Below are 25,898 nucleotides of genomic sequence, written 5' to 3'. Positions count from 1 at the left end.
CCCCGGGGTCGGGAAATGTGGCCAGCTCGGAATTCGGGTCGGCCAAGATGAATGGATCCGCGCAGCACCGAGCATGTGAACAGCACTGAAGCAAAGGCCACACCAATTCGGAAATCCCCGCTTCTGTCGATCGTGCGTGACCGGTCGGTCCTCGGTAGTGGCCACCGGTGCGCCTGGGCAGGTAGCGCGTCGACACGGGGTCGACGCCGCCCGGGCATCCCGATGGCTTCGATCGAAGACCGCCACCGCACGAGCGTGATCAGCGCACCCCCTGATGTGGACCACGGTGTGCTCGCGGACGGAAGCGCGAAAAGACGAGAGGACGAGAAGAGAATCCATGTCTGAGAACGACTACCTCGACGAGGGTGTGTTCGAGAGCACCGCCGTCATCGACAACGGGGCCTTCGGCACCCGCACCATCCGCTTCGAGACGGGCCGCCTGGCCCAGCAGGCCGCGGGCTCCGTCGTGGCCTACCTCGACGAAGAGACCATGCTGCTGTCCGCCACGTCGGCCAGCAAGGCGCCGAAGGAGCACTTCGACTTCTTCCCGCTGACCGTGGACGTCGAGGAGCGCATGTACGCCGCGGGCCGCATCCCCGGCTCGTTCTTCCGTCGCGAGGGCCGCCCGTCCACCGACGCGATCCTGACCTGCCGTCTGATCGACCGGCCGCTGCGCCCGTCGTTCGTCGACGGTCTGCGCAACGAGATCCAGGTCGTCGTCACCGTGATGAGCCTGGACCCCAACGACCTGTACGACGTCGTGGCCATCAACGCCGCGTCCGCGTCCACCCAGATCGCCGGCCTGCCGTTCTCCGGCCCGGTCGGCGGCGTGCGCGTCGCGCTGATCACCTCGGACACGGCGGAGCCGGGCAATTCTGCCGGCGCGAACAAGTCCGCGCAGTGGGTTGCCTTCCCGACCGTCGAACAGCTCGAGAACGCGGTGTTCGACATGGTCGTCGCCGGCCGCATCGTGACGCCGGCCTCGGGCTCCACGCCCGCCGACGTGGCGATCATGATGGTCGAGGCGGAGGCCACCGATTCGGTCATCGCCAAGATCGCCGACGGTGCGCAGGCGCCGACCGAGACGGTCGTCGCGCAGGGCCTCGAGGCGGCCAAGCCGTTCATCGCGGTGCTGTGCCAGGCCCAGCAGGAACTGGCCGCCAACGCGGCCAAGGAGACCGGCGACTACCCGGTGTTCCCCGCCTACCGGGACGACGTCTACGCCGCGGTCGAGGCCGCCGCGAAGGCACCGTTGTCCGAGGCGCTGACCATCGCGGGCAAGCACGACCGCGACGCGCGCACCGACGAGATCAAGGTCGACGTGCTCGAGAAGGTCGCCCCCGACTTCGAGGGACGCGAGAAGGAGATCGGCGCGGCGTTCCGCTCGCTGACCAAGAAGCTGGTCCGCCAGCGCATCCTCACCGACCACTTCCGCATCGACGGCCGCGGGATCACCGACATCCGTTCGCTGTCCGCCGAGGTGGCCCTGGTGCCGCGTGCGCACGGCAGCGCGCTGTTCGAGCGTGGCGAGACGCAGATCCTGGGCGTGACCACGCTGGACATGGTCAAGATGGCGCAGCAGATCGACTCGCTGGGCCCCGAGACCAGCAAGCGGTACATGCACCACTACAACTTCCCGCCGTACTCGACCGGTGAGACCGGCCGCGTCGGTTCGCCGAAGCGCCGCGAGATCGGCCACGGTGCGCTCGCCGAGCGCGCACTGGTGCCGGTGCTGCCGAGCGTCGAGGACTTCCCGTACGCGATCCGTCAGGTGTCCGAGGCGCTCAGCTCGAACGGTTCGACGTCGATGGGCTCGGTGTGTGCCTCGACGATGTCGCTGCTCAACGCCGGTGTGCCGCTGAAGGCGCCGGTCGCGGGCATCGCCATGGGCCTTGTGTCCGACGAGGTCACCAAGGAAGACGGCACTGCGGAGACTCGTTACGTGGCTTTGACCGACATCCTCGGTGCCGAGGACGCGTTCGGCGACATGGACTTCAAGGTCGCCGGCACCAAGGACTTCGTGACCGCGCTGCAGCTGGACACCAAGCTCGACGGCATCCCGTCCGAGGTCCTCGCGGGCGCGCTGACCCAGGCGAAGGACGCGCGGCTGACCATCCTCGAGGTGATGGCCGAGGCGATCGACGCGCCGGACGAGATGAGCCCGTACGCCCCGCGCGTGACGAGCATCAAGGTCCCGGTCGACAAGATCGGCGAGGTCATCGGGCCCAAGGGCAAGATGATCAACTCCATCACCGAGCAGACCGGTGCGAACATTTCCATCGAGGACGACGGCACCGTGTTCGTCGGCGCCACCGATGGACCGTCTGCGCAGGCGGCGATCGACCTGATCAACGCCATCGCCAACCCGCAGCTGCCCAAGGTGGGCGAGCGCTTCCTCGGCACGGTCGTCAAGACCACCGCCTTCGGCGCGTTCGTCTCGCTGCTCCCGGGCCGCGACGGACTGGTGCACATCAGCAAGCTGGGCAACGGCAAGCGGATCAACAAGGTCGAGGACGTCGTCAACGTCGGCTCGAAGATCCGGGTCGAGATCGCGGACATCGACAACCGCGGCAAGATCAGCCTGGTGCCGGTCCCCGAAGAGGGCACCGCAGACAGTGCCGATGCCAAGTCGGACGACAAGGCTGCCGAGAAGCCCGAGGCTTCCGCTGAGTAAGCAGTCACCCGCAGGAAGGGGCCCCTCGGCCGGACTCACCGGTCGAGGGGCCCCTTCGGCGACCCCGGGCAGCGCCTCGTCGAAGAAGGCCGCGGTCGGGAACGTCGTGGCCGACGGGGTGCGCCGCACGGTGCTGCCCGGCGGGCTGCGGGTGGTCACCGAGTTCGTCCCCGGCGTGCGTTCGGCGTCGGTGGGAGTGTGGGTCGGCGTCGGTTCCCGGGACGAGGGCCGCAGCGTGGCCGGCGCCGCGCACTTCCTCGAGCACCTGCTGTTCAAGTCGACGCCGACGCGCACGGCGGTCGACATCGCACAGTCGGTGGACTCGGTCGGCGGCGAGCTGAACGCGTTCACGGCCAAGGAGCACACCTGCTTCTACGCGCACGTCCTCGACGAGGACCTGGCGCTGGCGGTCGATGTCGTCGCCGACGTGGTGCTGCGCGGGCGGTGCGCGGGCAGCGACGTCGAGGTCGAGCGCGGGGTGGTGCTCGAGGAGATCGCGATGCGCGACGACGACCCCGAGGACCTGCTCGGCGATGCGTTCCTCACCGCCATGTTCGGCGATCACCCGGTCGGCCGGCCGGTCATCGGGACCGTCGAGTCCATCGAGGCGATGACGCGGTCGCAGCTGCACTCGTTCCACGTACGCCGCTATCAGCCCTACCGGATGGTGGTGGCGGTGGCCGGCAACATCGAGCACGAGCACGTGGTCGAGCTGGTCCGGACGGCGTTCGGGGGTCACCTCGAGGGCGATCGGCTGCCCGCGCCGCGCCGCGAGGGCACGGCCCGGCTGCGCACCGCGCCGACGCTGGCGGTGCTCGACCGCGACGGCGAGCAGGCGCACCTGAGTCTGGGCGTGCGCGCCTTCGGCCGGCACGACGAGCAGCACCGGTGGGCGTTGTCGGTGCTCAACAACGCACTCGGAGGCGGTCTGAGCTCGCGGCTGTTCCAGGAGATCCGGGAATCGCGCGGGCTGGCGTACTCGGTGTACACCGGCGTCGACACCTACGCGGACACCGGTGTGTTCTCGGTGTACGCCGGGTGCCAGCCGGAGAACCTCGGCGAGGTGACCGAGCTGACCCTGCGGGTGCTGGCCGATGTCGCGGCGAACGGCATCACCGAGGACGAGTGCCGGCGCAGCAAGGGCGCCCTGCGCGGGTCGCTGGTGCTGGGCCTGGAGGACTCCGGCGCCCGGATGACCCGGATCGGCCGCAGCGAACTGAGCTACGGCGATCACCGGTCGGTCACCGAGACGTTGCAGCGCATCGACGCGGTGACGGTCGACGAGGTGCGGGCGGTGGCGGCGGTGCTGCTGAACCGGCCGATGGGCGCGGCGGTGGTCGGGCCGTACGCGCGCAAGCGCGATCTGCCGCGGGCGGTGCGGTCGATCGTGCGCTGACGGGGACAGACGCCGACCTCACAGGGAGGTCGGCGATGGCGGTGCGTACCCTCGACAGGGGAAAACCTGGCGGGGCAGCAGTCGGAACGAAAGATGGGTTGACGTGAGCATTCGGGTCGGTGTCCTCGGCGCCAAGGGCAAGGTCGGGCAGGCTATCTGCGCCGGTGTCGAGCGTGCGGCGGACCTCGAGTTGGCCGCGGAGGTCGACAAGGGCCAGCGGCTCGAGGCGTTCGTCGAATCGGGCACCCAGGTGGTGGTCGACTTCACCCATCCCGATGTGGTGATGGACAACCTGGAGTTCCTGATCCGCAACGGCATCCACGCAGTCGTCGGGACCACCGGCTTCGACGCGGCCCGGCTGGACCGGGTCCGGAGCCGGCTGGCCGACCGACCCGAGGTGGGCGTGCTGATCGCCCCGAACTTCGCCATCGGCGCCGTGCTGTCGATGCGGTTCGCGCAGGCGGCTGCGCGGTTCTACGACTCGGTCGAGGTCATCGAGCTGCACCACCCGCACAAGGCCGACGCGCCGTCGGGCACCGCCTATCGGACCGCAGCGCTCATCGCCGAGGCGCGGCGCGAGGGCGGGGTCGGGATCAGCCCCGACGCCACCACCACCGAACTCGAGGGCGCGCGCGGTGCGAGCGTCGACGGGGTGCGCGTGCACTCGGTCCGCCTCGCCGGCCTGGTCGCGCACCAGGAGGTGCTGCTGGGCACCGAAGGCGAGACGCTGACCATCCGGCACGACTCGATCGATCGGACGTCCTTCGTCCCCGGCGTGTTGCTCGGGGTGCGGGAGATCGCCGGACGGCCCGGGTTGACAGTCGGGCTCGACCCGTTGCTGGACCTGTGAAGACGCAGTACGCGATCGGCGGCATCGCCATCGCGCTGATGGTCTACTTCGTCCTGCTGGGCCGGCAGGGCATCGAGCTGATCCAGATGGGCGGGGTGGGACCGATCGGCATGGGCATCGGCGTGCTGATCCTGCCGTTCCTCGGCATCTGGATCACCTGGTCGACGCTGCGCGCAGGAGTCCGGCACCAGCAGCTGGCACGCCGCATGCACGAGGAGGGCCTCGAGCTCGACGTCGCCGACCTGCCGAAGATGCCGTCCGGACGCGTCGAGCGCGGCGCCGCCGACGAGCTGTTCGCCCAGGTCAAGTCCGAGTGGGAGGTCGACCCGGACAACTGGCGCAGCAACTACCGGCTCGCCCGCGCCTACGACTACGCCGGTGACCGGCGCCGCGCCCGCGACATCATGCGCCGCGCGGTCGCGCTCGAGGAACGCGAACGCTCACACGAAACGCACTGAGCGCACGGTAGATTCGGTGTGACCCACCGATACGGACCGAGGGAGTCGGCGTGGCACGTCTGTTGTTGGTGCACCACACGGTCTCGCCGTACACCCAGGCGATGTTCGAGGCGGTGGTGTCCGGCGCGACCGACCCCGAGATCGAGGGTGTCGACCTGGTCCGGCGTCCGGCGCTGACGGTCTCACCGGCCGAGATGCTCGAGGCCGACGGGTATCTGCTCGGTAGTCCCGCGAATCTCGGCTACATCAGCGGCGCGCTCAAGCACGCGTTCGACGGTGCGTACTACCAGTTGCTCGACTCGACGCGCGGGCGACCTTTCGGGCTGTACCTGCACGGCAACGAGGGCACCGAGGGCGCCGAGCGTGCCGTCGACTCGATCACGACCGGCCTGGGCTGGTCGAAGGCCGCCGGCTACGTCACGGCCTCCGGCAAACCGGGCAAGGACGAACTGCAGGCGTGTTGGGAACTCGGTGCGACCGTCGCCGCGCAGCTGATGGGGTAGCGGTCCGCCAAGCAGACCCCTCATCGCCGAGGCTGCGGTAGCGTCGAAGCCGTGCTGGACCTTCCGGATCATGTGCGTGCGTGCCTGTTCGACCTCGACGGTGTGCTGACGGAGACGGCGGTGGTGCACGCCCGCGCGTGGAAGCAGATGTTCGACGACTTCCTGCGCGACCGGGCCCGCCGCGATGGTGCTGACTTCGTCCCGTTCGACGAGCACGCCGACTACGACGAGTACGTCGACGGTAAGCCGCGTGCCGACGGCACCCGGTCGTTCCTGCGATCGCGGGGCATCGAATTGCCCGAGGGCACAACGCAGGACGGCCCCGATGTCGAGACGGTGGCCGGTCTGGGCCGACGCAAGAACGACCTGGTGCTGCAGATGATCCGCACCGACGGCGTGCAGGCCTATCCGGGATCGGTCCGGTTCGTGCACGCCGCCCGCGACGCCGGACTGCGGTGCGCGGTCGTCTCATCCAGCGCGAACTGCCGCGACGTGCTCGAATCCGCCGGAATCGCCGACCTTTTCGAGCTGCGCATCGACGGAGTGGTCGCGCAGCAGCAACATCTGCGCGGAAAACCCGCGCCGGACACGTATCTCGCCGGCGCCCGCGGACTGGACCTCGAGCCCGCCCGGTGCGCGGTCTTCGAGGACGCGCTGGCCGGGGTGGCCTCGGGTCGCGCCGGGGACTTCGGCTGGGTGGTGGGGGTGGACCGGGTAGGGCAGGCCGATGCGCTGCGCGAACACGGGGCGGACGTCGTCGTCGACGATCTCGCAAACCTGTTGGGGCAGCAGTGATCCGGCATCCGGCCTTCACCGTCGAACCCTGGTGCGTGCGGGCCACCCGGTTCGATCTGGACGTGCTCAGCCAGGTCGAGTCGGTGTTCGCGCTGTCGAACGGACACATCGGCTGGCGCGCGAACCTCGACGAGGGGGAGCCGAACGGGCTGCCCGGTTCGTACCTGAACGGGGTCTGGGAGCAGCGCCCGCTGCCGTACGCCGAGGCGGGTTACGGCTACCCGGAGGCCGGTCAGACGGTCATCAACGTCACCAACGGCAAGCTGATCCGGCTGCTGGTCAACGACGAGCCGTTCGACGTGCGCTACGGCACGCTCCACGAGCACGAGATGGTGCTCGACCTGCGCGCCGGGCTGCTGCGCCGGACCGTCGAGTGGACCTCGCCGGCGGGGCGAAGGGTGCGGGTGGAGTCGGTGCGCCTGGTGTCTCTGACGCAACGTGCGGTCGCCGCGATCTGCTACGACGTCCAGGTCCTCGACGGCCCCGCGCGGGTGGTCGTGCAGTCGGAACTGGTCTCCAACGAGCAGCTCCCCGAGGTGGCCGGCGACCCGCGCGCCGCCTCGGCGGTGCCGGACCCGCTGCGCCCGGAAGCGCATGGAAGCCACCAGCTCTGGGCGCAACTGGTGCATCGGACCAGCGGCAGCGGGCTGCGGGTCGGGTGCGCGATGGACCATGTCGTCGAGGGGTCGAACGTGCAGTCGGTGGCGGAGAGCCACCCGGACCTCGGCCGGGTGACGCTGACGGCGGAGTTGAAGCCGGGCCAGCGGCTGCGGGTGGTCAAATTCGTCGCCTACGGCTGGTCCGGGGTGCGGTCGCTGCCGGGCATCCGTGCGCAGGTGGACGCCGCGCTGGCGTCGGCGCGGCAGACCGGCTGGGACGGTCTGGTCGCCGAGCAACGCGAAGCGCTGAACCGGTTCTGGGATCGCGCGGACGTGGAACTCGACGGGGACAGTGAGATCCAGCAGGCGGTGCGCTTCGCGCTGTTCCATGTGCTGCAGGCCGGCGCCCGCGCGGAGGGGCAGGCCATCCCCGCCAAGGGATTGACCGGGCCCGGCTATAACGGCCACACCTTCTGGGACAGTGAGACGTTCGTGCAGCCAGTGCTGACCTACACGTCGCCGCGCGCGACCGCGTTCGCGCTGCGCTGGCGGCACAGCACGCTGCCGCTCGCGAAGGAACGCGCCGCGCAGCTCGGTCTGCGCGGAGCCGCGTTCCCGTGGCGCACCATCCACGGTGAGGAGTGCTCGAGCTATTGGCCCGCCGGCACCGCGGCCTTCCACGTCAGCGCCGACATCGCCGACGCGGTCATCCGCTACGCACGGGCGACCGGCGACACCGACTTCGAGCAGTCGGTGGGGCTCGAGCTGCTGGTCGAGACGGCGCGGCTGTGGCGTTCGCTCGGCCACCACGACGCCGAGGGGCGCTTCCGGATCGACGGGGTGACCGGCCCCGACGAGTACAGCGCGGTCGCGGACAACAACATCTACACAAACCTGATGGCGCAGCAGAATCTGCGCGCCGCCGCGGTGTGGGGGCACCGGTATCCCGGGAAGGCCCGCGATCTGGGCGTCGACGAGGAGGAGCTGGCGCAGTGGCACGACGCCGCCGACGCGATGTTCATCCCGTACGACGAGGAACTCGGCGTGCATCCGCAGGCGGAGGGGTTCACCGAACACAAGGAGTGGGACTTCTCCGTCTGCACCGACGACGACTATCCGCTGTTCCTGCACTTCCCGTACTTCGACCTCTACCGCAAACAGGTCACCAAGCAGGCCGACCTGGTGCTCGCGATGTTCCTGCGCGGCGACGCCTTCACCGCCGAGGAGAAGTCGCGCAACTTCGACTACTACGAACGGATCACCGTCCGCGACTCGTCGCTGTCGGCGTGCGTGCAGGCGGTGCTGGCCGCCGAGGTCGGGCATCTGAGCCTGGCCCACGACTATCTCGGCGAGGCCGCGCTGATGGACCTCGACGACCTCGAACACAACACCCGCGACGGGTTGCACATCGCGTCGCTGGCCGGCACCTGGATCGCCCTGGTCTACGGACTGGGCGGGCTGCGGCACTACCACGACGAGGGGCCGGTCGCGTTCAGTCCGCTGCTGCCGGAGGGGATCACCCGGCTCGCGTTCAATGTGTTCCTGCGCAAGCAGCGGCTGCGGGTGTCGGTCGTCCACGACGGCGCGACCTACACGCTCGAATCCGGGGATCCGGTGCGGTTGCTGCACCACGGGACCGAGGTGGTGGTCACCGAGCGCGCGCCGGTCACGATGCCGCTGCCGCGGACCGAACCGCGCCCCGCGCCGACACAGCCGCGGGGGCGCGTCCCGGAACATCGCGGAACCGGGTCGGCGGGAGCCCCTACCCGGAGGTGAGTGCCGGCAGCCGCGCGGTCACTGCGCAGGCTTCTCGTCGTGGCCGCCGAACTGCTTGCGCATCGCCGAGAGCGCCTTGTCGGCGAACTGGTCCAGGTCGCGCGAGGCGAAACGTGAATACAACGCGGCCGTGAGCACCGGCGCGGGCACGCCCTCGTCGATCGCCGCGATCGCGGTCCAGCGGCCCTCTCCGGAATCCGAGACGTGGCCGGTGAACTCGGACAGATCCGGCGAGGAGTGCAGCGCCGACGCGGTCAGGTCGAGCAACCAGGATTCGACGACGCTGCCGCGCCGCCACACCTCGGACACCTCCGCCACGTCGATGTCGTAGCGGTAGTACTCGGGATGGTCCAGCGGTGCCGTCTCGGCATCGGATTCGGACGGGCGGGTACCGATGTCCGCGTTGTGCAGGATGTTCAGGCCCTCGGCGAGCGCGGCCATCATCCCGTACTCGATCCCGTTGTGCACCATCTTCACGAAGTGCCCCGCTCCGCTGGGGCCGCAGTGCAGGTACCCGCGCTCGGACCGGGCCGGCTCGCCGTCGCGGCCGGGGGTGCGCGCCGCGGCGTCGACCCCGGGCGCGATCGAGGCAAACACCGACTCGACGGCAGCGAACGCGTCGGCATCGCCGCCGACCATCAGGCAGTAGCCGCGGTCCCGACCCCATACGCCGCCGCTGGTGCCGCAGTCGAGCAGATGGATGCCCTTCTCGGACAAGGTCTTCGCGTGGGTGAGGTCGTCGCGGTAGTACGAGTTGCCGCCGTCGATGACGATGTCGCCGGGGGAGAGGACCTCGGCGAGCTCGTCGATCACCGAGGTGGTGACCGCGCCGGCCGGGACCATCACCCACACCGCGCGCGGGCCGGTCATCGCGGCGGCGAGTTCTGCGGTGGACGAGACGCCCGTGGCGCCCTCGTCGGCCAGCGCGTGGACGGCGTCGGCGTCGCGGTCGAAGACCACGCACTGATGGCCGTCGCGCATCACCCGCCGGACGAGGTTCGCGCCCATCCGTCCGAGTCCGATCATCCCCAGTTGCATGACAGCCCCTTTCTGCTGACGATCACGTGCTCGAATCCGATTGTGGGACAGATGAAGCCCGGCCCGCCTATTCGCCGAGCCAGGGCTCCTGCCAGTGTGCGTGGCCGCGCACGACCGAGTCGGCTTCGTCCGGACCCCACGAACCGGTGGGATAGGTGTGTACCGGCGGCGGGTTGTCGAGCAGCGGCTGGACGATGCGCCAGGTCTCCTCGACCGCATCCTGGCGGGCGAACAGGCTGTGGTCGCCGGACATCGCCGAGTGCAGCAGCCGCTCGTACGGTTCGAGCGGCTCGCCGAGCTCGCCGGCGAACAGCGTCTGCAGGTGCACGTTCTGCCACGTCTGTTTGCCCATCGCTGTCAGATGCATGCGCATGCCGGGGTCCGGGTCGATCCGCAACACGATCTGGTTGGCGTCGACCTGGGTGGACTTGCGCAGGAACGCGAGCTTCGGGGTGCGGCGCAGCAGCAACCGCACCTCGGTGACCCGTTCGGGCAGCCCCTTGCCCGCGCGCAGGAAGATCGGGACCCCGGACCACCGCCAGTTGTCGATCTCGAGCCGCATCGCCACGAAAGTCTCGGTGGTGCTGCCGGCTTCGACGCCGTCGACATCCAGGTAGCCCTCGTACTGGCCGCGTACGCAGTGCGCGGGATCGAGCGCAGGCATCGCGCGGAACACCTCGCACTTCTTGTCCCGCAACTCGTCCGCGGTGTCGCCGGCCGGCGGCTCCATCGCCACCAGCGCGAGCACCTGCATCAGGTGGTTCTGCACGACATCACGCAGTGCGCCGACCTTGTCGTAGAAGCTGCCCCGGTCGGTGACCCCGAAGTCCTCGGCCATGGTGATCTGGATGGACGACACGGTGTGCCGGTCCCAGATCTCGGCCAGCGCGAGGTTGGCAAAACGCAGGTACTCCAGTTCGATCACCGGCTCCTTGCCGAGGAAGTGGTCGACGCGGAGGATCTGGCTCTCGTCGAGGACATCGTGCAGCCGGGCGTTGAGATCGCGCGCCGAGTCCAGGTCGTGGCCGAACGGTTTCTCCACCGCCACCGTCGCGCCGGTGAGCAGGTCGGCCTTCCCGAGTTGCTCGACGATCGGCGCGAACAGGCTCGGCGGCATCTCGAGATAGAACAGCGGACGCTGGTAGCGGTGGATCCGGGAGGCCAGCTGCCGGTACACCTCGTGCTCGGTGACGTCGCCGGACAGATAGTCGAGCCGTCCGGCAAGCCGCGTGAACACCTCGTCGTCGACGGTGGTGCCGGACTCGGCGATCGACTCGCGCGCCCGGGACACGAGGTCGTCGAGTCCGATGTCGTCGGCGGCGACACCGACGATCTCGCAGCGCAGCAGCCCGTGCTGTTCGAGCCGGTACAGCGCCCGGTAGGTCATCTTGCGAGCCAGATCGCCGGTGATCCCGAAGATCACCAGGACGTCTGCTTCCGGGGCCTCACCGGCCATATCGCTCTCCGCTCCGCGCATCGGTGTGCGATGGCGCCGTGTCGATCATGGTTGCCGACGACCAGTTAACGCCGAATGCGCGGAGCGTGCGAGCGCATCGCCTCAGACCAGCAACTTGGCCTTGAGAGCGGCGATGTCCGCGGTGGTCAGTCCGAGGCCCTGGGCGACGTAGTTGTCGAAGCTGCCGTACTTCGCGCCGGCCGCGGCGAAGGCGTCGTCGAGCCAGGCCTGCTGCACGGTGTTCTGCAGCGCGGCGAGCGGGCCGGTGGCGGTGCCGTTCCGGGCCAGGTACTGATTGCTGAGCATGTAGTCGGCGTTCACGGTGTCGCGCGGGACGCCGAGGATCGTCAGCAGGACGGCGGTCATCCAGCCGGTGCGGTCCTTGCCGGAGGTGCAGTGGTACAGCGAGGCGCCGGGGGAGTCGATGATCTGGGTGAACGCGTCGTGGAAGGCCTTCGCGGCGCCGGGGTCGGTCGCCATGAGCCGGTACATGGCGGGCATGTCGGCCATGTTCAGGTAGTTCGCGGGATTGCCGCTGCCGCCGACGACGTCGTCCCAGTGCTCGGTGGCGCCGGCGGGCAGCTTGTCGGGCGCGAGCGCGCGTTCGAAGACGGTGCGGAAGTCGATGTCCGTGCGCAGGTTCCGCTGCTGCAGCGCGGTGAGGTCGGCTGGGGTGAGGCTGCCCAGCGCATTGCTGCGGAACACCACACCGGTCTTGACCGTGTGCCCGTCGGTGGTCCGGTAGCCGCCGATGTCGCGGGCGTTGGACGCGCCGGTCAGGTGCAGCGACCGTGCTGTGCTCGACTGCGCTGTGGTCGGGGTGGCGGGCGCAGTGGTCGCGAAGGCGATCGCGGGCACCGGTGCGGCCAGGAGCGCGAGGGTGAGGGCGCCGGTGGCGGCGGTGCGGGTCAGGCGGGGCGCCATGTGTTCTCCGTTCGTCGGGCGGGCCGTCGACGTCCGCAGCGGTGTGCGCGCGACGAGTCGACGGCATTCGCAACACGGTGTCGACTATTTCAGGGGTAGTTGAGTGTTTCCTGAGCCGCGACCGACCGGGCCGCGACAGCAGAAGGGGCCGGCACCCGGGTGAACCCGGGAACCGGCCCCACCGCATCACCCCGCGGTGACGTCGCGGTGAACGCTCAGCGACCCTCGACGAACTTCTTGATGCCCTTGGTTGCGGTCTCGATGGCCTGCTTCTGAGCCTTCTTGACGATGAAGCCCGGAACCGGGATCTTCAGGTCGACGGTGAGGTCGAACGCCGCGTGCGTGCCCTTGTCGGTGGCGGTGAGCACGTAGCTGCCGTCCTGCGCCTTCTGCTGGGTGCTCTCGATCAGCGTCCAGGTGACCTTCTCGGAGCCCTCCCAGCTGTACTCGACGACCTGCTCGTCGGTGATCCCCATGACCGAGACCGCCATGCGGACACGCTTGGGCCGGCCGTCGTCGTAGGTGGTCTCGACGCTCGCGCTCTTGTGTGCAGAGGACCAGGTGGGCAGGGCGTCGATCGCCGCGATCCCGTCCATCACCTGTTCCGGCGTTGCGGCGATGTCGATCTCCGCGTGCCCACTGACTGCCATCTTGCGCTCCTTGATCCTGGGCGATCGGCTCCGATCCGATCGTCGTGGACGACAATCATGCACCGAAACGACCCCGGCGTCGGGCATTCACCGGTGCGCGGCACGCCCGATAGGGTTGGGGGCAACCAGGTCGGCGCCGGTCGAACCGGTGTTCAGGTCCAGTCGAGAGAGGTCCGAAGTGCCACAGTCCGTCCCGCTCCAGGTGCAACTCGTCGCGAAGACGGAGTTCTTTCCTCCGGCGGACGTCCCCTGGACGACGGATGCCGACGGCGGCCAGGCGCTGGCCGAGTTCGCGGGCCGCGCGTGCTACCAGAGTTGGGACAAGCCGAACCCGCGGACCGCGACCAATGCGGGTTATCTGCGCCACATTCTCGAGGTCGGGCACCTGTCCGTGCTCGAGCACGCCTCGGTCAGCTTCTACGTGAGCGGTCTGTCCCGGTCGTGCACGCACGAGCTGATCCGGCATCGCCACTTCTCGTTCTCGCAGCTCTCGCAGCGCTACGTCCCCGAGCACGACTCGAACGTGGTGCCGCCGCCCGCGATCGTCGGCGATCCGCAACTCGAGGCGCTGTTCGCGAAGGCGACCGATGCCAGCCGGGCGGCGTACGTCGAACTGCTCGACGCCCTCGAGAGCAAGTTCGCGGACGTGCCCAACGCGATCCTGCGCCGCAAACAAGCACGTCAGGCGGCCCGTTCGGTGCTGCCCAACGCCACCGAGACGCGGCTGGTGGTCACCGGGAACTATCGGACGTGGCGGCATTTCATCGCCATGCGCGCCACCGAGCACGCCGACGTCGAGATGCGCCAGCTCGCCATCGAATGCCTGCGCAGGCTGATGGACTGCGCACCGAACGTCTTCGGTGATTTCGAGATCGGCGAGCTGTCCGACGGGACCGAGGTGGCGACCAGCCCGTTCGTCGCGGAGGGCTGAACGCCGGGGTGGGAACCGGGAAACACTCGGTACGACGTGCCCGGTCACTGCTCACGCGAGTGCAGATCGGGGCTGTAAAGCGGGTAGCGTGATCAGCCATGAGCACAGGTGATTCAGCTACTGCCGCCGAGCGTGTATTCGGCACGGTCTTGACCGCGATGGTGACTCCGTTTGCCGCCGACGGCAAGCTGGACGTCGAGGCGGGCGTGAAGCTGGCGAAGCACCTGGTCGAGCAGGGTTGTGACGGTCTGGTTCTGGCGGGCACCACCGGCGAGTCGCCGACCACCACCGAGTCGGAGAAGCTGGAACTGATGCGCGCGGTTGTCGCCGAGGTCGGCGACCGCGCCCGGATCGTCGCCGGCGCGGGCAGCAACGACACCGCGCACAGCGTCGAACTCGCCCGCGACGCGGCCGCCGCCGGCGCGCACGGGCTGCTGGTCGTCACCCCCTACTACTCGCGTCCGCCGCAGCGCGGCCTGTACGCGCACTTCACCGCAGTCGCCGAGGCGACCGACCTGCCGGTGATGCTCTACGACATTCCGGGCCGCTCGGTCGTGCCGATCGAATCGGCCACACTGCGCGAGCTCGCCCTGCACCCGAAGATCCTCGCGGTCAAGGACGCCAAGGGCGACCTGAGTGCCGGCGCCGACCTGATCGCGACCACCGACCTCGCCTTCTACTCCGGCGATGATCCGCTGAACCTGCCCTGGCTGGCCGTGGGCGCGGTCGGCTTCGTCAGCGTGATCGGGCACCTGTGCTCCGCGAGGCTGCGTGAGATCCACACCGCCGTCCGCGAGGGCGACCTGGTCAAGGCACGCGAGCTGAATGCGGCGCTGGCCCCGCTGATCCGCGGCGTCTGCCGGCTCGGCGGTGTCGCGGCGTCGAAGGCGGGTCTACGACTGCAGGGGATCGATGTCGGGGAGCCGCGGCTTCCACAGGTGGCGCCCACGCCGGCCGAGATCGACGCGCTGGCCGCCGACATGCACGCCGCGGGGGTGCTCCCGTGAGCCCCGCAGATCGCCCGCGGGGCCGCGCCCGCCGCGTCGCCGGACCGCCGAACCCCCAGCCGACCCCCCAACCGGAGGTAGTGCAGCCCGTGACCGTGCAGCCCGAGTCCGCTTCGTCGCCGCAGCAGGAGGCGTCCGCGCCGGAGCAGCCCACGGGGGCAGCGGCCCCTGCGGCATCATCCGGGGCACCGAAGAAGCGGTCGTCGAGCAGGCGCAAGCGCGCCGCCGCACCCGAGCAGGCCAAGGCGGGGCAGCCGAACACCGGGCAGCCGAACTCCGGGCAGGCGAAGACCGGCCAGGGCAAGCGGTCGGGTCGGTTCGATCCGACCGTGCGCCTGGGGACCCCGCCGAAGGCGCCGAAGAAGGGCCTGCGGGTCGTCGCGCTCGGCGGCATCAGCGAGATCGGTCGCAACATGACCGTCTTCGAGTACGACGGGCGCCTGCTGATCGTCGACTGCGGCGTGCTGTTCCCGGAGGACGAGCAGCCGGGCGTCGACCTGATCCTGCCGGATTTCTCGTACATCGAGGACCGGATGGACGACGTCGAGGCCGTCGTGCTCACCCACGGCCACGAGGACCACATCGGCGCGCTGCCGTTCCTGCTCCGGCTGCGCCCCGACGTGCCGGTCATCGGCTCGAAGTTCACGCTCGCGCTGGTCGCGGCGAAGTGCCGTGAGCACCGGCAGCGCCCGAAGCTGATGGAGGTCGTCGAGGGCGAGACCACGACCAACGGGCCGTTCGAGTGCGAGTACTTCGCGGTCAACCACTCGATCCCCGACGCGATCGCCGTCGCGATCCGCACACCCGCGGGCGTGGCGCTGCACACCGGCGACATCAAGCTCGATCAGCTGCCGCTGGACGGTCGGCTCACCGATCTGGGCGGCTTCTCCCGGCTCGGTGACGACGGCGTGGACCTGTTCCTGGTCGATTCGACCAACGCCGAGGTGCCCGGCTTCGTCATGCCCGAGCGCGAGATCGGCGGCGTGCTGGACGGGGTGATCGGCAAGGCGAAGCAGCGGGTGATCGTCGCGTCCTTCGCGAGCCACGTGCACCGCATCCAGCAGGTCGTCGACGTCGCGCACCGGTACAACCGGCGGGTCGCGTTCGTCGGCCGGTCGATGGTGCGCAACATGGCCATCGCCCAGGACCTCGGCTACCTCTCGGTGCCGGACGGACTCATCGTCGACCTGGACACCGCGGCCAACCTGCCCGACGACCGGCTGGTGCTCATCTCGACCGGCTCGCAAGGCGAGCCGCTGTCGGCGCTGTCGCGGATGGCGCGCGGCGAGCACCGGCAGATCAACGTCCGCGAGAACGACCTGGTCGTGCTGGCGTCGTCGCTGATCCCCGGCAACGAGAACTCCGTGTTCGCGGTGGTCAACGGACTGGCCAAGCGGGGCGCGTCGGTGATCACCCAGCAGAGCGCCAAGGTCCACGTCAGCGGTCACGCGTCGGCGGGCGAGCTGCTGTACCTGTACAACGCGGTCCGGCCGCGCAACGCCATGCCGGTGCACGGCGAGTGGCGTCACCTGCGGGCCAACGCCGCGCTCGCGGTCGCGACGGGCGTGCCCGAGGACCGGGTGGTGCTCGCCGAGAACGGCGTGGTCGTCGACCTGGTCGACGGCAAGGCGCAGATCACCGGCCAGGTGCCGATCGGTCACGTGTACGTCGACGGCCTGTCGGTCGGCGACGTGGGCGAGTCGACCCTGTCGGACCGGCTGATCCTCGGCGAGGGCGGTTTCATCGCGATCTCGGTCGCCATCGACACCACGACCGGGCGGGCCGTGAGCACCCCGCAGGTGTCCGGCCGCGGTTTCTCGGACGACCCCACCGCATTGCAGGGCGCGGCGCAGCTGGTCGAGAAGGAACTCGGCAACCTCGCGGCCGAGGGCGTCACCGACACCCACCGCATCGCGCAGGGCGTGCGACGGGTGGTCGGGCGCTGGGTAGCCGAGAAGTACCGTCGCCGGCCCATGATCGTGCCGACGGTCATCGGCGTGGAATGAGCTCGGCCGGCTCGAACCCGGCCCCCTGAACGGGGGCCGGCGCCACACGGACAGGAGCATCGAGTGAGCATCGCGCGGGACGAACGCCGGCAACTGGTCGAGCTGATGCGGGAGGTGGGCCCGGACGCGCCGACGCTGTGCGGGCAGTGGACCACCCGTGACCTGGCGGCACACCTGGTGGTGCGCGAGCGCCGGCTCGACGCGGCCCCCGGGATCCTGCTGCCGCCGCTCGCCGCACACACCGAGCGGGTGCAGCAGTCGGTCGCCGCGCAGGACTATGCGCGGCTGCTGGGTGACGTCGAGTCCGGACCGCCGATCTGGTCGCCGTTCCGGCTGCTCGACGCCCAGGTCAACATGACCGAGATGTTCGTCCACCACGAGGACGTGCGCCGCGCCCGGGACGGTTGGGAGCCGCGCACGCTGGCGCCCGCCGTGCAGGCGGCGCTGTGGCGCGCGACGACGATGCTGGCGCGGCGAAGCTACCGGAAGAGCCCGGTCACGGTGGTGCTGGTGGCCGCGGACGGAGCTACGGCCACGCCGGTGCGCCGCGGCGAGCAGGCGGTCGCGCTGCGCGGCGAACCCGCGGAACTGCTGCTGCACGCCTTCGGGCGCGACCAGGTGCGCGTCGACTTCGAGGGCGACCCGGCGGATGTCGCGGCGGTGCAGGGGCTGGACCGCTCCGTCTGATCGCCCCGCCGGCCGAGAGCGATCGTCACACGCCCAACCACCAGTGTGACGGGTGTTTCGAATGGTCCCGGAGGGGCGGGTGGGACTAATCTTGGCGCCATGGCAGGTAAGTCGAGCACCCGTGGACCGGTCAAGCGTACGTCGTCAGCGCGTACCGGCGGCGGCACCACGCGGGGCTCGCGCGGGACCGGCTCCCGGTCGGGTTCCGGCAGGTCGTCCGGCACGCGGTCGACCGCGAAGCGCTCCGGTGCGGGCGCGCGCGGCGGTGCGTCGTCCCGCGCAGGCTCGGGTGGGGGAGCGGCCGGCCGGGGTTCGGCGCGTTCGCGTCCACCGGCCCGGCGCGGGGCCGGCGGTGGTGCCATGCGGTCGGTGGGGCGCGCCGTCGCCGGGGGCTGGGCGATGGTCGCCAAGGGCGTCGGTGCAACCACCCGCGCCGTCGGGCATGCCAAGGACATCGAGCACGGACATCGCCGCGACGGCATCGCGCTGGGCCTGATCGCCGTCAGCGTCGTGATCGCCGCCGGCGTGTGGTTCGACGCCGGCGGACCGGTCGGATCCTGGATCGACAGCGGCGCGCGCTGGGTGCTCGGCTCGGCCGCGATCCTCGCGCCGATCGTGCTGACAGCCGTCGGCGTGGTGCTCATGCGTACCGAGGCGAACCACGACGCACGGCCCCGGCTGGTCCTCGGCTCGGCGCTGACAATCCTGCCGGTGCTGGGCATCTGGCACCTGATCGCCGGTTCTCCCGACGACGCCCACGGCCGAGCGGAGGGCGCCGGGTTCGTCGGGTATGCCGCCGGTGGGCCGCTGGCCAAGGGACTGACCGTGTGGTTGACGATCCCGCTGTTGCTGCTCGCCGCGGTGTTCGGGGTCCTGCTGCTCACCGGCACCACCGTGCGGGAGGCGCCCGCGCGCCTGCGCACGCTGTTCGGCACCCGGCACTACGAGTACGACGGCGAGGACGGCTACGTCGGCGAGGACGGCTATGAGGGCGACGGCTGGGACGACGGCGGCGGACGTGGCAGGTTCGGATCCTGGTCCCGCGGTCGCCGCGACGGGTTGTCGCCGTACGACCGGGTGCCCTACGACAACTACCCGCTCGACGAGTTCGACCAGCCGGACCACCCCACCGAGCTGATCCCGGTGGCCGAACCGATCACCGAGGCGCCGTCGGCACCGGCACCGGCGCCGGCCGTGCCGCCGGCACCGAAGCCGAAACCGAAGCCGGTGGCCAGGGCGCCGAAGCCGGAGCCGGAACCCGAGGCCGAGCAGATGGTGCTGGACCGGGTCATCGAGGGCGACTACACGCTGCCCCCGACCGATCTGCTGATCCCCGGCGACCCCCCGAAGACCCACAGTGCGGCCAACGACGCGATGATCGAGGCGATCACCGGCGTCCTCGAGCAGTTCAAGATCGACGCCGCCGTCACCGGGTTCACCCGGGGGCCGACGGTGACCCGCTATGAGGTCGAGCTCGGGCCCGGCGTGAAGGTCGAGAAGATCACCGCGCTGCACCGCAACATCGCCTATGCCGCGGCGACCGACAACGTGCGGCTGCTGGCGCCGATCCCCGGGAAGTCGGCGGTCGGCATCGAGGTGCCCAACGCGGACCGCGAGATGGTCCGGCTCGCGGACGTGCTGTCCTCGCCGTCGACCCGCAAGGACCACCACCCGCTGCTGATCGGCCTCGGCAAGGACATCGAGGGCGACTTCGTCAGCGCGAATCTTGCGAAGATGCCGCACCTGCTGGTCGCGGGCTCGACCGGCTCGGGTAAGTCGAGCTTCGTCAACTCGATGCTGGTCTCGCTGCTCACCCGCGCCACCCCCGACGAGGTCCGGCTGATCCTCATCGACCCCAAGATGGTCGAGCTGACCCCGTACGAGGGCATCCCGCACCTGATCACGCCCATCATCACCCAGCCGAAGAAGGCGGCCGCCGCGCTGGCGTGGCTGGTGGAGGAGATGGAGCAGCGCTACCAGGACATGCAGGCCAACCGGGTGCGGCACATCGACGACTTCAACAAGCGGGTGCGGTCCGGTGAGATCACCGCGCCGCTGGGGTCCGAGCGCGTGTACCGGCCGTACCCGTACATCCTGGCGATCGTCGACGAGCTCGCGGACCTGATGATGACTGCCCCGCGCGACGTCGAGGACGCGATCGTGCGCATCACCCAGAAGGCCCGCGCCGCCGGCATCCACCTGGTGCTGGCGACGCAGCGCCCGTCGGTCGACGTCGTGACCGGCCTGATCAAGACCAACGTGCCCTCGCGGCTGGCGTTCGCGACCTCATCGCTGACCGACTCGCGGGTCATCCTGGACCAGCCGGGCGCGGAGAAGCTGATCGGCATGGGTGACGGGTTGTTCCTGCCGATGGGTGCCGGCAAACCGGTTCGCATGCAGGGTGCGTTCATCACCGACGAGGAGATCTCGAAGGTCGTCGACTTCAGCAAGAACCAGGCCGAGCCCGACTACACCGAGGGCGTGACCGCGGCCAAGGCGGGCGAGAAGAAGGATGTCGATCCCGACATCGGCGGTGACCTCGACGTGCTCCTGCAGGCGGTCGAGTTGGTTGTGACCAGCCAGTTCGGGTCGACTTCGATGCTGCAGCGCAAGCTGCGGGTCGGGTTCGCCAAGGCGGGCCGGTTGATGGATCTGATGGAGACCCGCGGGGTCGTCGGGCCCAGCGAGGGATCGAAGGCGCGCGAGGTGCTGATCAAGCCCGACGAGCTGGACGGGCTGCTGTGGTCGATCCGCGGCGGCGACCCGTCCGAGGCGCCGGGCGCCGCGGCCGACGACCCGGTGGGCGAGGACGCCGACGCGCCGTTCTGATCTTTTGTCCGCTCGTCGACCGACCGGTAGGCTGGGCGCAGCAATGGAGGGGAGTATCCCCGATCCTGCGTGGGCCTCGTCAACACGTCCGGCCGACCGCGTCGCGGTCGTGAGCGGTCCGGGTCCCACGGTCGATGGCCTCGGCGATCGGCGGGAGAGACCTCCGGTGTCCGAAGCGGTCCACCGGAGGTAATTCATGCACGTCAGTGCGTTGGTCTGGGTTGTCACCTGCGCGGTGATCATCGGCCTGTTCGTCTTCGACTTCTATGCTCACGTGCGCACACCGCACGAGCCCACCTTCAAGGAATCAGCAGGCTGGTCGGCCGTCTACATCGGGCTGGCGGTGCTGTTCGGCCTGGTCGTCTACTGGCAGTGGGGCGGGGCGTACGCGGGCGAGTTCTACGCCGGGTTCATCACCGAGAAGTCGCTCTCGATCGACAACCTGTTCGTCTTCGTGATCATCATGGCCCGCTTCGCGGTGCCGAAGATCTACCAGCAGAAGGTGCTGCTGTTCGGCATCGTCATCGCGCTGGTCCTGCGCGGCGCGTTCATCGCGGTCGGCGCGGCGGCGATCAACGCCTACAGCTGGGTGTTCTATCTGTTCGGTGCGTTCCTCGTGTTCACCGCCGTCAAGCTGGCCCGCGACGCGGGCCACGAGCCGGACACCGAGGCCAAGCGGGACAGCCGGCTGGTCGCGATGGTCAAGTCCAAGCTGCCGACCACCGATGTGTACGACGGCGGCAAGATGATCACCCGGGTGGGCGGCCGGCGGGTGCTCACGCCGATGATGGTCGCGCTCGTGGTCATCGGCTTCACCGACGTGCTGTTCGCGCTCGACTCGATCCCCGCGATCTACGGGCTCACACAAGAGGCCTATCTGGTCTTCACCGCGAACGCGTTCGCGCTAATGGGCCTGCGGCAGCTGTACTTCTTGCTCGGCGGGCTGCTCGACCGGCTGGTGTATCTGTCCTACGGGCTCGCGCTGATCCTCGCCTTCATCGGGGCGAAACTGGTATTGCACGCGTTGCACGAGAACACGCTGCCGTTCATCAACGGCGGCGAGCACGTCGCGGTGGTCGACATCCCGACGTCCGTATCGCTGGTCGTGATCATCGGGGTACTGGCCGTGACGACGGTGGCGAGCCTGATCAAGTCCCGCCCGCGCACGCGGACACCCGCGTCCTGATCCGGGTGCCCCCGGGGGCGTGCACCGCCGCCGGGGCCGTGCCGGTCGTCTGCAAGAATCATGCACGGGCATGGATCTTCGCGGGGGAGTGCTGTGCCCGGATGTCATGAGGAGGGGTCACGGCAAGCGCACGGTTGGTCACGGACATGGCGGCACCGCGGGTTCCCACGGTGCCGCGGTTCGCCGTGTGCGCCCTGCCGGTGGTGCTGGCGGTGCTCGCCCTGGCGAGCCACCGATCCTGGGTGCTCGCGCTCGCGGTCGCCGCGGCGTTCGTCGCCCGCGGGGTGGTGCTGAACCGGCCGATCGTCGCCGGCCACGCGGTCGCCGCGGCGGTGACGCTGGGGATCGCGGTGGCCGCCCACTACAGCCACCACCACCAGGTGGCACTGGTGACGATGGCCCTGTCCGGCATGGTGTTGATGATGCCGCGGTCCTCGCACGCGCAGCCGGAGCGGCTGCGGGAGGTCGCGGCGCTGGTCGACCGCACGCCCGGCGACCCGCTCGCCCCGTTCGTGCTGCACTCGGCGAAGAGCTACTTCGTCAACCAGGCGGGCACCGCCGCCATCGGCTACCGCACCCGGTTGGGGATCGCTGCGGTCGGCGGCGATCCGGTGGGACGGCCCGACGACTTCGAACCGCTGCTGCGCGAGTTCTCGGTCTTCTGCTGGTCCAACGGCTGGCGGATCGCCGTGCTCGGGGCGGGCGAGCGCTGCGCCGCGCTGTGGCGGGTGCACGGCCTGCACCCGGTCCCGATCGGCCGGGACGTGGTGATCGACACGCGGCAGTTCACGATGACCGGCCGGGGTTTCCGTAACCTGCGGCAGGCGGTCAACCGGACCCGCAACGCCGGGCTGACCACCGAGGTGCACCCCGAGGCGGAGCTGGCCCCGGCCGCGCGCGACGAGCTGATGGCCATCGTCGACTCGGCGCGCGCCGGGCACCAGGAGCGCGGCTTCTCGATGATCCTCGACCACCTGCTCGACGGCCGGCATCCCGGCATGCTGGTGATGGTCGCCCGTGACGCGACGGGGCGTGCGGTCGCCTTCCAACGCTACGGCCGGGCCGACGGCAATCGGATGATCACCATGGACGTGCCCTGGCGCGTGCCGGACGCCCCCAACGGCGTCGACGAGCGGATGACTGTCGACATGGTGACCTATGCGCAGGAGCACGGCGGTACGGCGCTGTCGCTGGCGTTCGCGCCGTTCCCGGAGATCTTCTCGGAGGAGGACCCGGGCATCGGCTATCGGGTCGCCTACCTGGCGGTGCACCTGCTCGATCCGTTGATCGCGGTGGAGTCGCTGTACCGGTTCCTGCGCAAGTTCAACGCGCTCGCCGACCGCCGGTACGCGATGCTGCGCTGGGGACAGCTGCCGTGGGTGCTCGTCGCGTTCCTGACACTCGAGTTCGTCCCGCACCGCAAACGTCCCTGACCCGGCGTCCCCGACGGGTGCAGCTCAGTCGGCGAACGCGCCGATCACCGGCTTCCACTCGGTGACCCGGACGCCGCCGATCAGCCCGTCGCGGGCGAACGGGTCGCGCGCCAGCATCGCCGCGGCCGCGTCCGCGCCGTCGGCCGAGATGATCAGCAGGACCCCCGAGCCGTCCGGGTAGGGGCCGACCGTCAGGAGGATGCCGTGGTCGGCCTGCTCGGCGAGCCATCCGCGGTGTTCGGGCCGGGTGCGGTCGCGGGCCTCGGCCTTGTCGGGCAGATAGGTGTAGTCGACGGCGAAGAGCGGCATGGGTGATCGGTCTCCCGTTCTCGTGGGTGTGGTCGGTCTACAGCGTGGCGAGCATGCGGGTGTTGCCGAGGGTGTTGGGCTTGACGAAGCTCAGGTCCAGGAACTCGGCGACGCCCGTGTCATACGACCGGCACATCTCCTCGTAGACCTCCTTGGTCACCGGTGTGCCGTCGATCTCGGCGAACCCGTGGCGCCGGAAGAACTCGACCTCGAAGGTCAGCACGAACACCCGCTCGAGTTCGAGTTCGCGGGCGGCCTCCAGCAGCCGGGCGACGACCGCGTGCCCGACACCGCGGCTCTTGACCTGCGGATCCACGGCGACCGTGCGGACCTCGCCGAGGTCGGACCACAGCACGTGCAGCGCGCCGCACCCGATCACGTGGCCGCCCTGTTCGGCTACCCAGAACTCCTGGACCGACTCGAACAGCGTGACCAGGTTCTTCTCCAGCAGGATCTTGCCGGCGTAGATGTCGACGAGGCGCTTGATCTGCGGCACGTCCGAGGTGCGGGCGCGTCGCACGACGACGGCGGCGCGGTCGGCGCTCACCGTGCGGGCGGCATCCACTGGCACGTCGGACGAGTCGAAGGTCATGCCGTGCAGCGTAGTCACCACCACTGCCGATAGGCTGCGTGACGTGCCAGTGCCACACCGCAGCGACCCCGCCGACGCCCCTGTGGGGACGATCCCGGCGGACGGTCATGCGCCGGTGCCGCTGGTGAACATCGCGAACGTGCTGACGGTACTGAGGATCGTTCTGGTGCCGGTGTTCCTGGTGGCACTGTTCGTCGATTCCGGACACGACACGACGTGGCGGATCGTGGCCGCCGCGGTGTTCGCGGCCGCCGCCGTCACCGACCGGTTCGACGGTCAGCTGGCCCGCAAACACGGCCTGGTCACCGACTTCGGCAAGCTGGCCGACCCTATCGCCGACAAGGCGCTGATCGGCGCCGCGCTGATCGGACTGTCCGCGCTGGGCGACCTGACCTGGTGGGTGACGGGCCTGATCGCGGCGCGCGAACTCGGCATCACCGCGCTGCGGTTCTTCGTGCTGCGGCACGGGGTGATCCCGGCCAGCCGCGGCGGCAAGCTCAAGACGCTGGTGCAGTCCGCGGCGATCTTCCTGTACCTGCTGCCGTTGCCCTCGTCGTGGGAACCGTACCTGCTGGCGTTGATCTGGGTGGCGGTCGCGCTGACGCTGATCACCGGCGCCGACTACGTCGTGCAGGCGATCCGGCTGCGCCGCCGTCCCCGCCACGGCGAGGCCCAGGTCGCCGCTCCTGAGGGCAGCACCGGCGGGGGCAGCACCGGCGCGGGGGACCCGGCCACGCGGGACGACGATGTCGCCCAGCGCTGAGCGCGATCCGCTGACGCCGCCGACCTGCGCGCCCGACCTGGTCGCGGCGTTGGCCGCGACCGGTCAGACGGTGGCCAGCGCGGAGTCGCTGACCGCGGGCCTGTTCGCGGCGACCCTCGCCGGGGTGCCGGGCGCGAGCGCGGTGCTGCGCGGCGGCGTCATCGTCTACGCGACCGAGCTGAAGGCACAGTTGGCGGGGGTGCCGCAGGAGGTGCTCGACCGCGACGGGCCGGTCGCCCCCACGACGGCGCGGGCGCTCGCCGCCGGGGTGCGGGAGCGCTGCGCCGCCACCTGGGGGATCGGGTTGACGGGAGTGGCGGGGCCGGATCCGCAGGACGGCCGTCCGGTCGGCACCGTATACATCGGCATCGCCGGTCCGGAAGGGACCGATGTGGTGGAACTGGCCGCGCAGGGCGACCGCTGGGCGATACGCTCCGGGACCACCCGGCGGGCGCTGTCCGAGCTGCTCGACCGGGTACGCGGGCAGGGAGGGGCCGATGCCGACCTGGAACCGCCGGGATGAAGTTCGGACGCGCCGGGAACCCTGTGTGCAGGCTCGGACGTTGTACAGCAAGATGGGGTCGGAGTGGAGGACGAGATGACGCTGCTGTTGCGAGAGGCGATCGGTGAGAGCCTGCGCCGGGCCCGCACGTCCCAGAGCCGGACATTGCGTGAGGTGTCGAGTTCGGCGCGGGTGAGCCTGGGTTACCTGTCGGAGGTCGAGCGCGGCCGAAAGGAGGCGTCGAGCGAACTGCTCGCGGCCATCTGCACTGCGCTGGAGGTGCCGATCTCCGAGGTGCTGTTCGACGTGAGCGAGACGATGGCCGAATCCGATGCGGTCAGGTCGGGCACGGATGCCCGGGTCGCGCAGCCGGTCGGGGCCGCGCACGTCGACCGCCCGGCGGAGCAGCCGTCGGCCCGCCCCGAGCCCGCGGCGGCGGTGCACGCCGCGGCGTCGCTGTCCGGCGGTCCGCGGGTGGTCATCCCGCAGGCGCATGCGGCGGTGCTCGCGGCCTGACGCCTGCCGTCCGGTTCG

23 protein-coding genes are annotated in these 25,898 nt (G+C 70.1%); 17 read left to right on the top strand and 6 right to left on the bottom strand.

Annotation, left to right across the window (positions count from 1 at the left end; genetic code table 11):
- Positions 1 to 337 precede the first annotated feature (337 nt).
- From G4X40_RS12445 to G4X40_RS12415, 7 genes are all read left to right on the top strand, one after another.
- The gene (locus G4X40_RS12445; protein WP_277832843.1) at positions 338 to 2,674 is read left to right on the top strand and encodes a polyribonucleotide nucleotidyltransferase; all 2,337 of its coding nucleotides are present in this window, start codon (positions 338 to 340) and stop codon (positions 2,672 to 2,674) included.
- Complete coding sequence (locus G4X40_RS12440) at positions 2,643 to 4,070, top strand: M16 family metallopeptidase (RefSeq protein ID WP_408642200.1); 1,428 nt, start codon at positions 2,643 to 2,645, stop codon at positions 4,068 to 4,070. The genes G4X40_RS12445 and G4X40_RS12440 overlap by 32 nt, the downstream gene beginning before the upstream one ends.
- Before the next feature lie 103 nt (positions 4,071 to 4,173).
- Positions 4,174 to 4,920 carry a 4-hydroxy-tetrahydrodipicolinate reductase gene (dapB, locus tag G4X40_RS12435; protein ID WP_277832841.1) on the top strand — a complete coding sequence of 249 codons (747 nt, stop codon included), beginning with the start codon at positions 4,174 to 4,176 and terminating at the stop codon, positions 4,918 to 4,920.
- A 38-nt stretch (positions 4,921 to 4,958) separates the two neighbouring features.
- Positions 4,959 to 5,378: a hypothetical protein gene (locus G4X40_RS12430; protein WP_277833090.1), complete on the top strand. Its 420-nt coding sequence runs from the start codon at positions 4,959 to 4,961 to the stop codon at positions 5,376 to 5,378.
- A 101-nt stretch (positions 5,379 to 5,479) separates the two neighbouring features.
- Positions 5,480 to 5,881 (top strand): flavodoxin family protein, encoded by a 402-nt coding sequence (locus G4X40_RS12425; RefSeq protein ID WP_277833089.1) that lies wholly within the window; start codon positions 5,480 to 5,482, stop codon positions 5,879 to 5,881.
- A 51-nt stretch (positions 5,882 to 5,932) separates the two neighbouring features.
- Positions 5,933 to 6,676, top strand: coding sequence for an HAD family hydrolase (locus G4X40_RS12420; RefSeq protein WP_277832840.1), 744 nt, complete (start codon positions 5,933 to 5,935; stop codon positions 6,674 to 6,676).
- Positions 6,673 to 9,051, top strand: coding sequence for a glycoside hydrolase family 65 protein (locus tag G4X40_RS12415; RefSeq protein ID WP_277832839.1), 2,379 nt, complete (start codon positions 6,673 to 6,675; stop codon positions 9,049 to 9,051). The genes G4X40_RS12420 and G4X40_RS12415 overlap by 4 nt, the downstream gene beginning before the upstream one ends.
- 18 nt (positions 9,052 to 9,069) lie before the next feature.
- Here G4X40_RS12415 and gnd read toward each other — a convergent pair whose 3' ends face one another.
- From gnd to G4X40_RS12395, 4 genes are all read right to left on the bottom strand, one after another.
- Positions 9,070 to 10,089: a phosphogluconate dehydrogenase (NAD(+)-dependent, decarboxylating) gene (gnd, locus tag G4X40_RS12410; protein WP_277832838.1), complete on the bottom strand. Its 1,020-nt coding sequence runs from the start codon at positions 10,087 to 10,089 to the stop codon at positions 9,070 to 9,072.
- Between the two features lie 67 nt (positions 10,090 to 10,156).
- Complete coding sequence (locus tag G4X40_RS12405; protein ID WP_277832837.1) at positions 10,157 to 11,545, bottom strand: glucose-6-phosphate dehydrogenase; 1,389 nt, start codon at positions 11,543 to 11,545, stop codon at positions 10,157 to 10,159.
- A gap of 102 nt (positions 11,546 to 11,647) precedes the next feature.
- Positions 11,648 to 12,469: a tyrosine-protein phosphatase gene (locus tag G4X40_RS12400; protein ID WP_277832836.1), complete on the bottom strand. Its 822-nt coding sequence runs from the start codon at positions 12,467 to 12,469 to the stop codon at positions 11,648 to 11,650.
- 215 nt (positions 12,470 to 12,684) lie between these two features.
- A complete protein-coding gene (locus tag G4X40_RS12395; RefSeq protein WP_277832834.1) occupies positions 12,685 to 13,119 on the bottom strand; it encodes an SRPBCC family protein in 435 nt (144 codons plus the stop codon).
- A gap of 178 nt (positions 13,120 to 13,297) precedes the next feature.
- Between G4X40_RS12395 and thyX the strand changes: the two genes are divergently transcribed.
- From thyX to G4X40_RS12360, 7 genes are all read left to right on the top strand, one after another.
- The gene (thyX, locus tag G4X40_RS12390; RefSeq protein WP_277832833.1) at positions 13,298 to 14,050 is read left to right on the top strand and encodes an FAD-dependent thymidylate synthase; all 753 of its coding nucleotides are present in this window, start codon (positions 13,298 to 13,300) and stop codon (positions 14,048 to 14,050) included.
- 98 nt (positions 14,051 to 14,148) lie between these two features.
- Positions 14,149 to 15,057 (top strand): 4-hydroxy-tetrahydrodipicolinate synthase, encoded by a 909-nt coding sequence (dapA, locus tag G4X40_RS12385; RefSeq protein WP_277832832.1) that lies wholly within the window; start codon positions 14,149 to 14,151, stop codon positions 15,055 to 15,057.
- Positions 15,054 to 17,063: a ribonuclease J gene (locus G4X40_RS12380; RefSeq protein WP_408642186.1), complete on the top strand. Its 2,010-nt coding sequence runs from the start codon at positions 15,054 to 15,056 to the stop codon at positions 17,061 to 17,063. The genes dapA and G4X40_RS12380 overlap by 4 nt, the downstream gene beginning before the upstream one ends.
- Before the next feature lie 63 nt (positions 17,064 to 17,126).
- Complete coding sequence (locus G4X40_RS12375) at positions 17,127 to 17,750, top strand: TIGR03085 family metal-binding protein (RefSeq protein ID WP_277832830.1); 624 nt, start codon at positions 17,127 to 17,129, stop codon at positions 17,748 to 17,750.
- 99 nt (positions 17,751 to 17,849) lie between these two features.
- On the top strand, positions 17,850 to 20,579 hold the full coding sequence (locus tag G4X40_RS12370; protein WP_277832828.1) for an FtsK/SpoIIIE family DNA translocase: 2,730 nt from the start codon (positions 17,850 to 17,852) through the stop codon (positions 20,577 to 20,579).
- A gap of 196 nt (positions 20,580 to 20,775) precedes the next feature.
- Positions 20,776 to 21,765: a TerC family protein gene (locus tag G4X40_RS12365; RefSeq protein WP_277832826.1), complete on the top strand. Its 990-nt coding sequence runs from the start codon at positions 20,776 to 20,778 to the stop codon at positions 21,763 to 21,765.
- A gap of 146 nt (positions 21,766 to 21,911) precedes the next feature.
- The gene (locus tag G4X40_RS12360; RefSeq protein ID WP_277832824.1) at positions 21,912 to 23,198 is read left to right on the top strand and encodes a bifunctional lysylphosphatidylglycerol flippase/synthetase MprF; all 1,287 of its coding nucleotides are present in this window, start codon (positions 21,912 to 21,914) and stop codon (positions 23,196 to 23,198) included.
- A 24-nt stretch (positions 23,199 to 23,222) separates the two neighbouring features.
- Here the strand turns inward: G4X40_RS12360 and G4X40_RS12355 are convergent, their stop codons facing one another.
- Both G4X40_RS12355 and G4X40_RS12350 read right to left on the bottom strand, forming a co-directional pair.
- Entirely contained in the window at positions 23,223 to 23,507 is a 285-nt protein-coding gene (locus G4X40_RS12355; RefSeq protein ID WP_277832823.1) for a YciI family protein, read from the bottom strand.
- 37 nt (positions 23,508 to 23,544) lie between these two features.
- Complete coding sequence (locus G4X40_RS12350) at positions 23,545 to 24,099, bottom strand: amino-acid N-acetyltransferase (protein WP_277832821.1); 555 nt, start codon at positions 24,097 to 24,099, stop codon at positions 23,545 to 23,547.
- Between the two features lie 43 nt (positions 24,100 to 24,142).
- Here G4X40_RS12350 and pgsA point away from each other — a divergent pair, with 43 nt between their 5' ends.
- From pgsA to G4X40_RS12335, 3 genes are all read left to right on the top strand, one after another.
- Entirely contained in the window at positions 24,143 to 24,862 is a 720-nt protein-coding gene (gene pgsA / locus G4X40_RS12345; protein ID WP_277832820.1) for a CDP-diacylglycerol--glycerol-3-phosphate 3-phosphatidyltransferase, read from the top strand.
- Complete coding sequence (locus G4X40_RS12340; RefSeq protein ID WP_277832818.1) at positions 24,846 to 25,385, top strand: CinA family protein; 540 nt, start codon at positions 24,846 to 24,848, stop codon at positions 25,383 to 25,385. Before pgsA ends, G4X40_RS12340 begins: the two co-directional genes overlap by 17 nt.
- Before the next feature lie 75 nt (positions 25,386 to 25,460).
- Positions 25,461 to 25,880, top strand: coding sequence for a helix-turn-helix domain-containing protein (locus G4X40_RS12335; RefSeq protein ID WP_277832817.1), 420 nt, complete (start codon positions 25,461 to 25,463; stop codon positions 25,878 to 25,880).
- Positions 25,881 to 25,898: the final 18 nt, after the last annotated feature.

Source organism: Speluncibacter jeojiensis (assembly GCF_029589495.1).
GTDB lineage: Bacteria > Actinomycetota > Actinomycetes > Mycobacteriales > Mycobacteriaceae > Speluncibacter > Speluncibacter jeojiensis.
Note: the sequence above shows the minus strand (reverse complement) of the source record. Positions and strands in the feature narration are given on the sequence as shown.

Bases quoted from the DNA above. Each gene is read 5' to 3' on its own strand.
- G4X40_RS12425 (WP_277833089.1), top strand. From the start codon at position 5,480: ATGTTCGAGGCGGTGGTGTCCGGCGCGACCGACCCCGAGATCGAGGGT.
- G4X40_RS12355 (WP_277832823.1), bottom strand. From the start codon at position 23,507: ATGCCGCTCTTCGCCGTCGACTACACCTATCTGCCCGACAAGGCCGAG.
- G4X40_RS12395 (WP_277832834.1), bottom strand. From the start codon at position 13,119: ATGGCAGTCAGTGGGCACGCGGAGATCGACATCGCCGCAACGCCGGAA.
- G4X40_RS12400 (WP_277832836.1), bottom strand. From the start codon at position 12,469: ATGGCGCCCCGCCTGACCCGCACCGCCGCCACCGGCGCCCTCACCCTC.
- G4X40_RS12365 (WP_277832826.1), top strand. From the start codon at position 20,776: ATGCACGTCAGTGCGTTGGTCTGGGTTGTCACCTGCGCGGTGATCATC.
- G4X40_RS12430 (WP_277833090.1), top strand. From the start codon at position 4,959: ATGGTCTACTTCGTCCTGCTGGGCCGGCAGGGCATCGAGCTGATCCAG.
- G4X40_RS12370 (WP_277832828.1), top strand. From the start codon at position 17,850: ATGGCAGGTAAGTCGAGCACCCGTGGACCGGTCAAGCGTACGTCGTCA.
- G4X40_RS12405 (WP_277832837.1), bottom strand. From the start codon at position 11,545: ATGGCCGGTGAGGCCCCGGAAGCAGACGTCCTGGTGATCTTCGGGATC.
- G4X40_RS12445 (WP_277832843.1), top strand. From the start codon at position 338: ATGTCTGAGAACGACTACCTCGACGAGGGTGTGTTCGAGAGCACCGCC.
- gnd (WP_277832838.1), bottom strand. From the start codon at position 10,089: ATGCAACTGGGGATGATCGGACTCGGACGGATGGGCGCGAACCTCGTC.
- dapA (WP_277832832.1), top strand. From the start codon at position 14,149: ATGAGCACAGGTGATTCAGCTACTGCCGCCGAGCGTGTATTCGGCACG.
- G4X40_RS12350 (WP_277832821.1), bottom strand. From the start codon at position 24,099: ATGACCTTCGACTCGTCCGACGTGCCAGTGGATGCCGCCCGCACGGTG.
- G4X40_RS12360 (WP_277832824.1), top strand. From the start codon at position 21,912: ATGGCGGCACCGCGGGTTCCCACGGTGCCGCGGTTCGCCGTGTGCGCC.
- G4X40_RS12340 (WP_277832818.1), top strand. From the start codon at position 24,846: ATGTCGCCCAGCGCTGAGCGCGATCCGCTGACGCCGCCGACCTGCGCG.
- G4X40_RS12335 (WP_277832817.1), top strand. From the start codon at position 25,461: ATGACGCTGCTGTTGCGAGAGGCGATCGGTGAGAGCCTGCGCCGGGCC.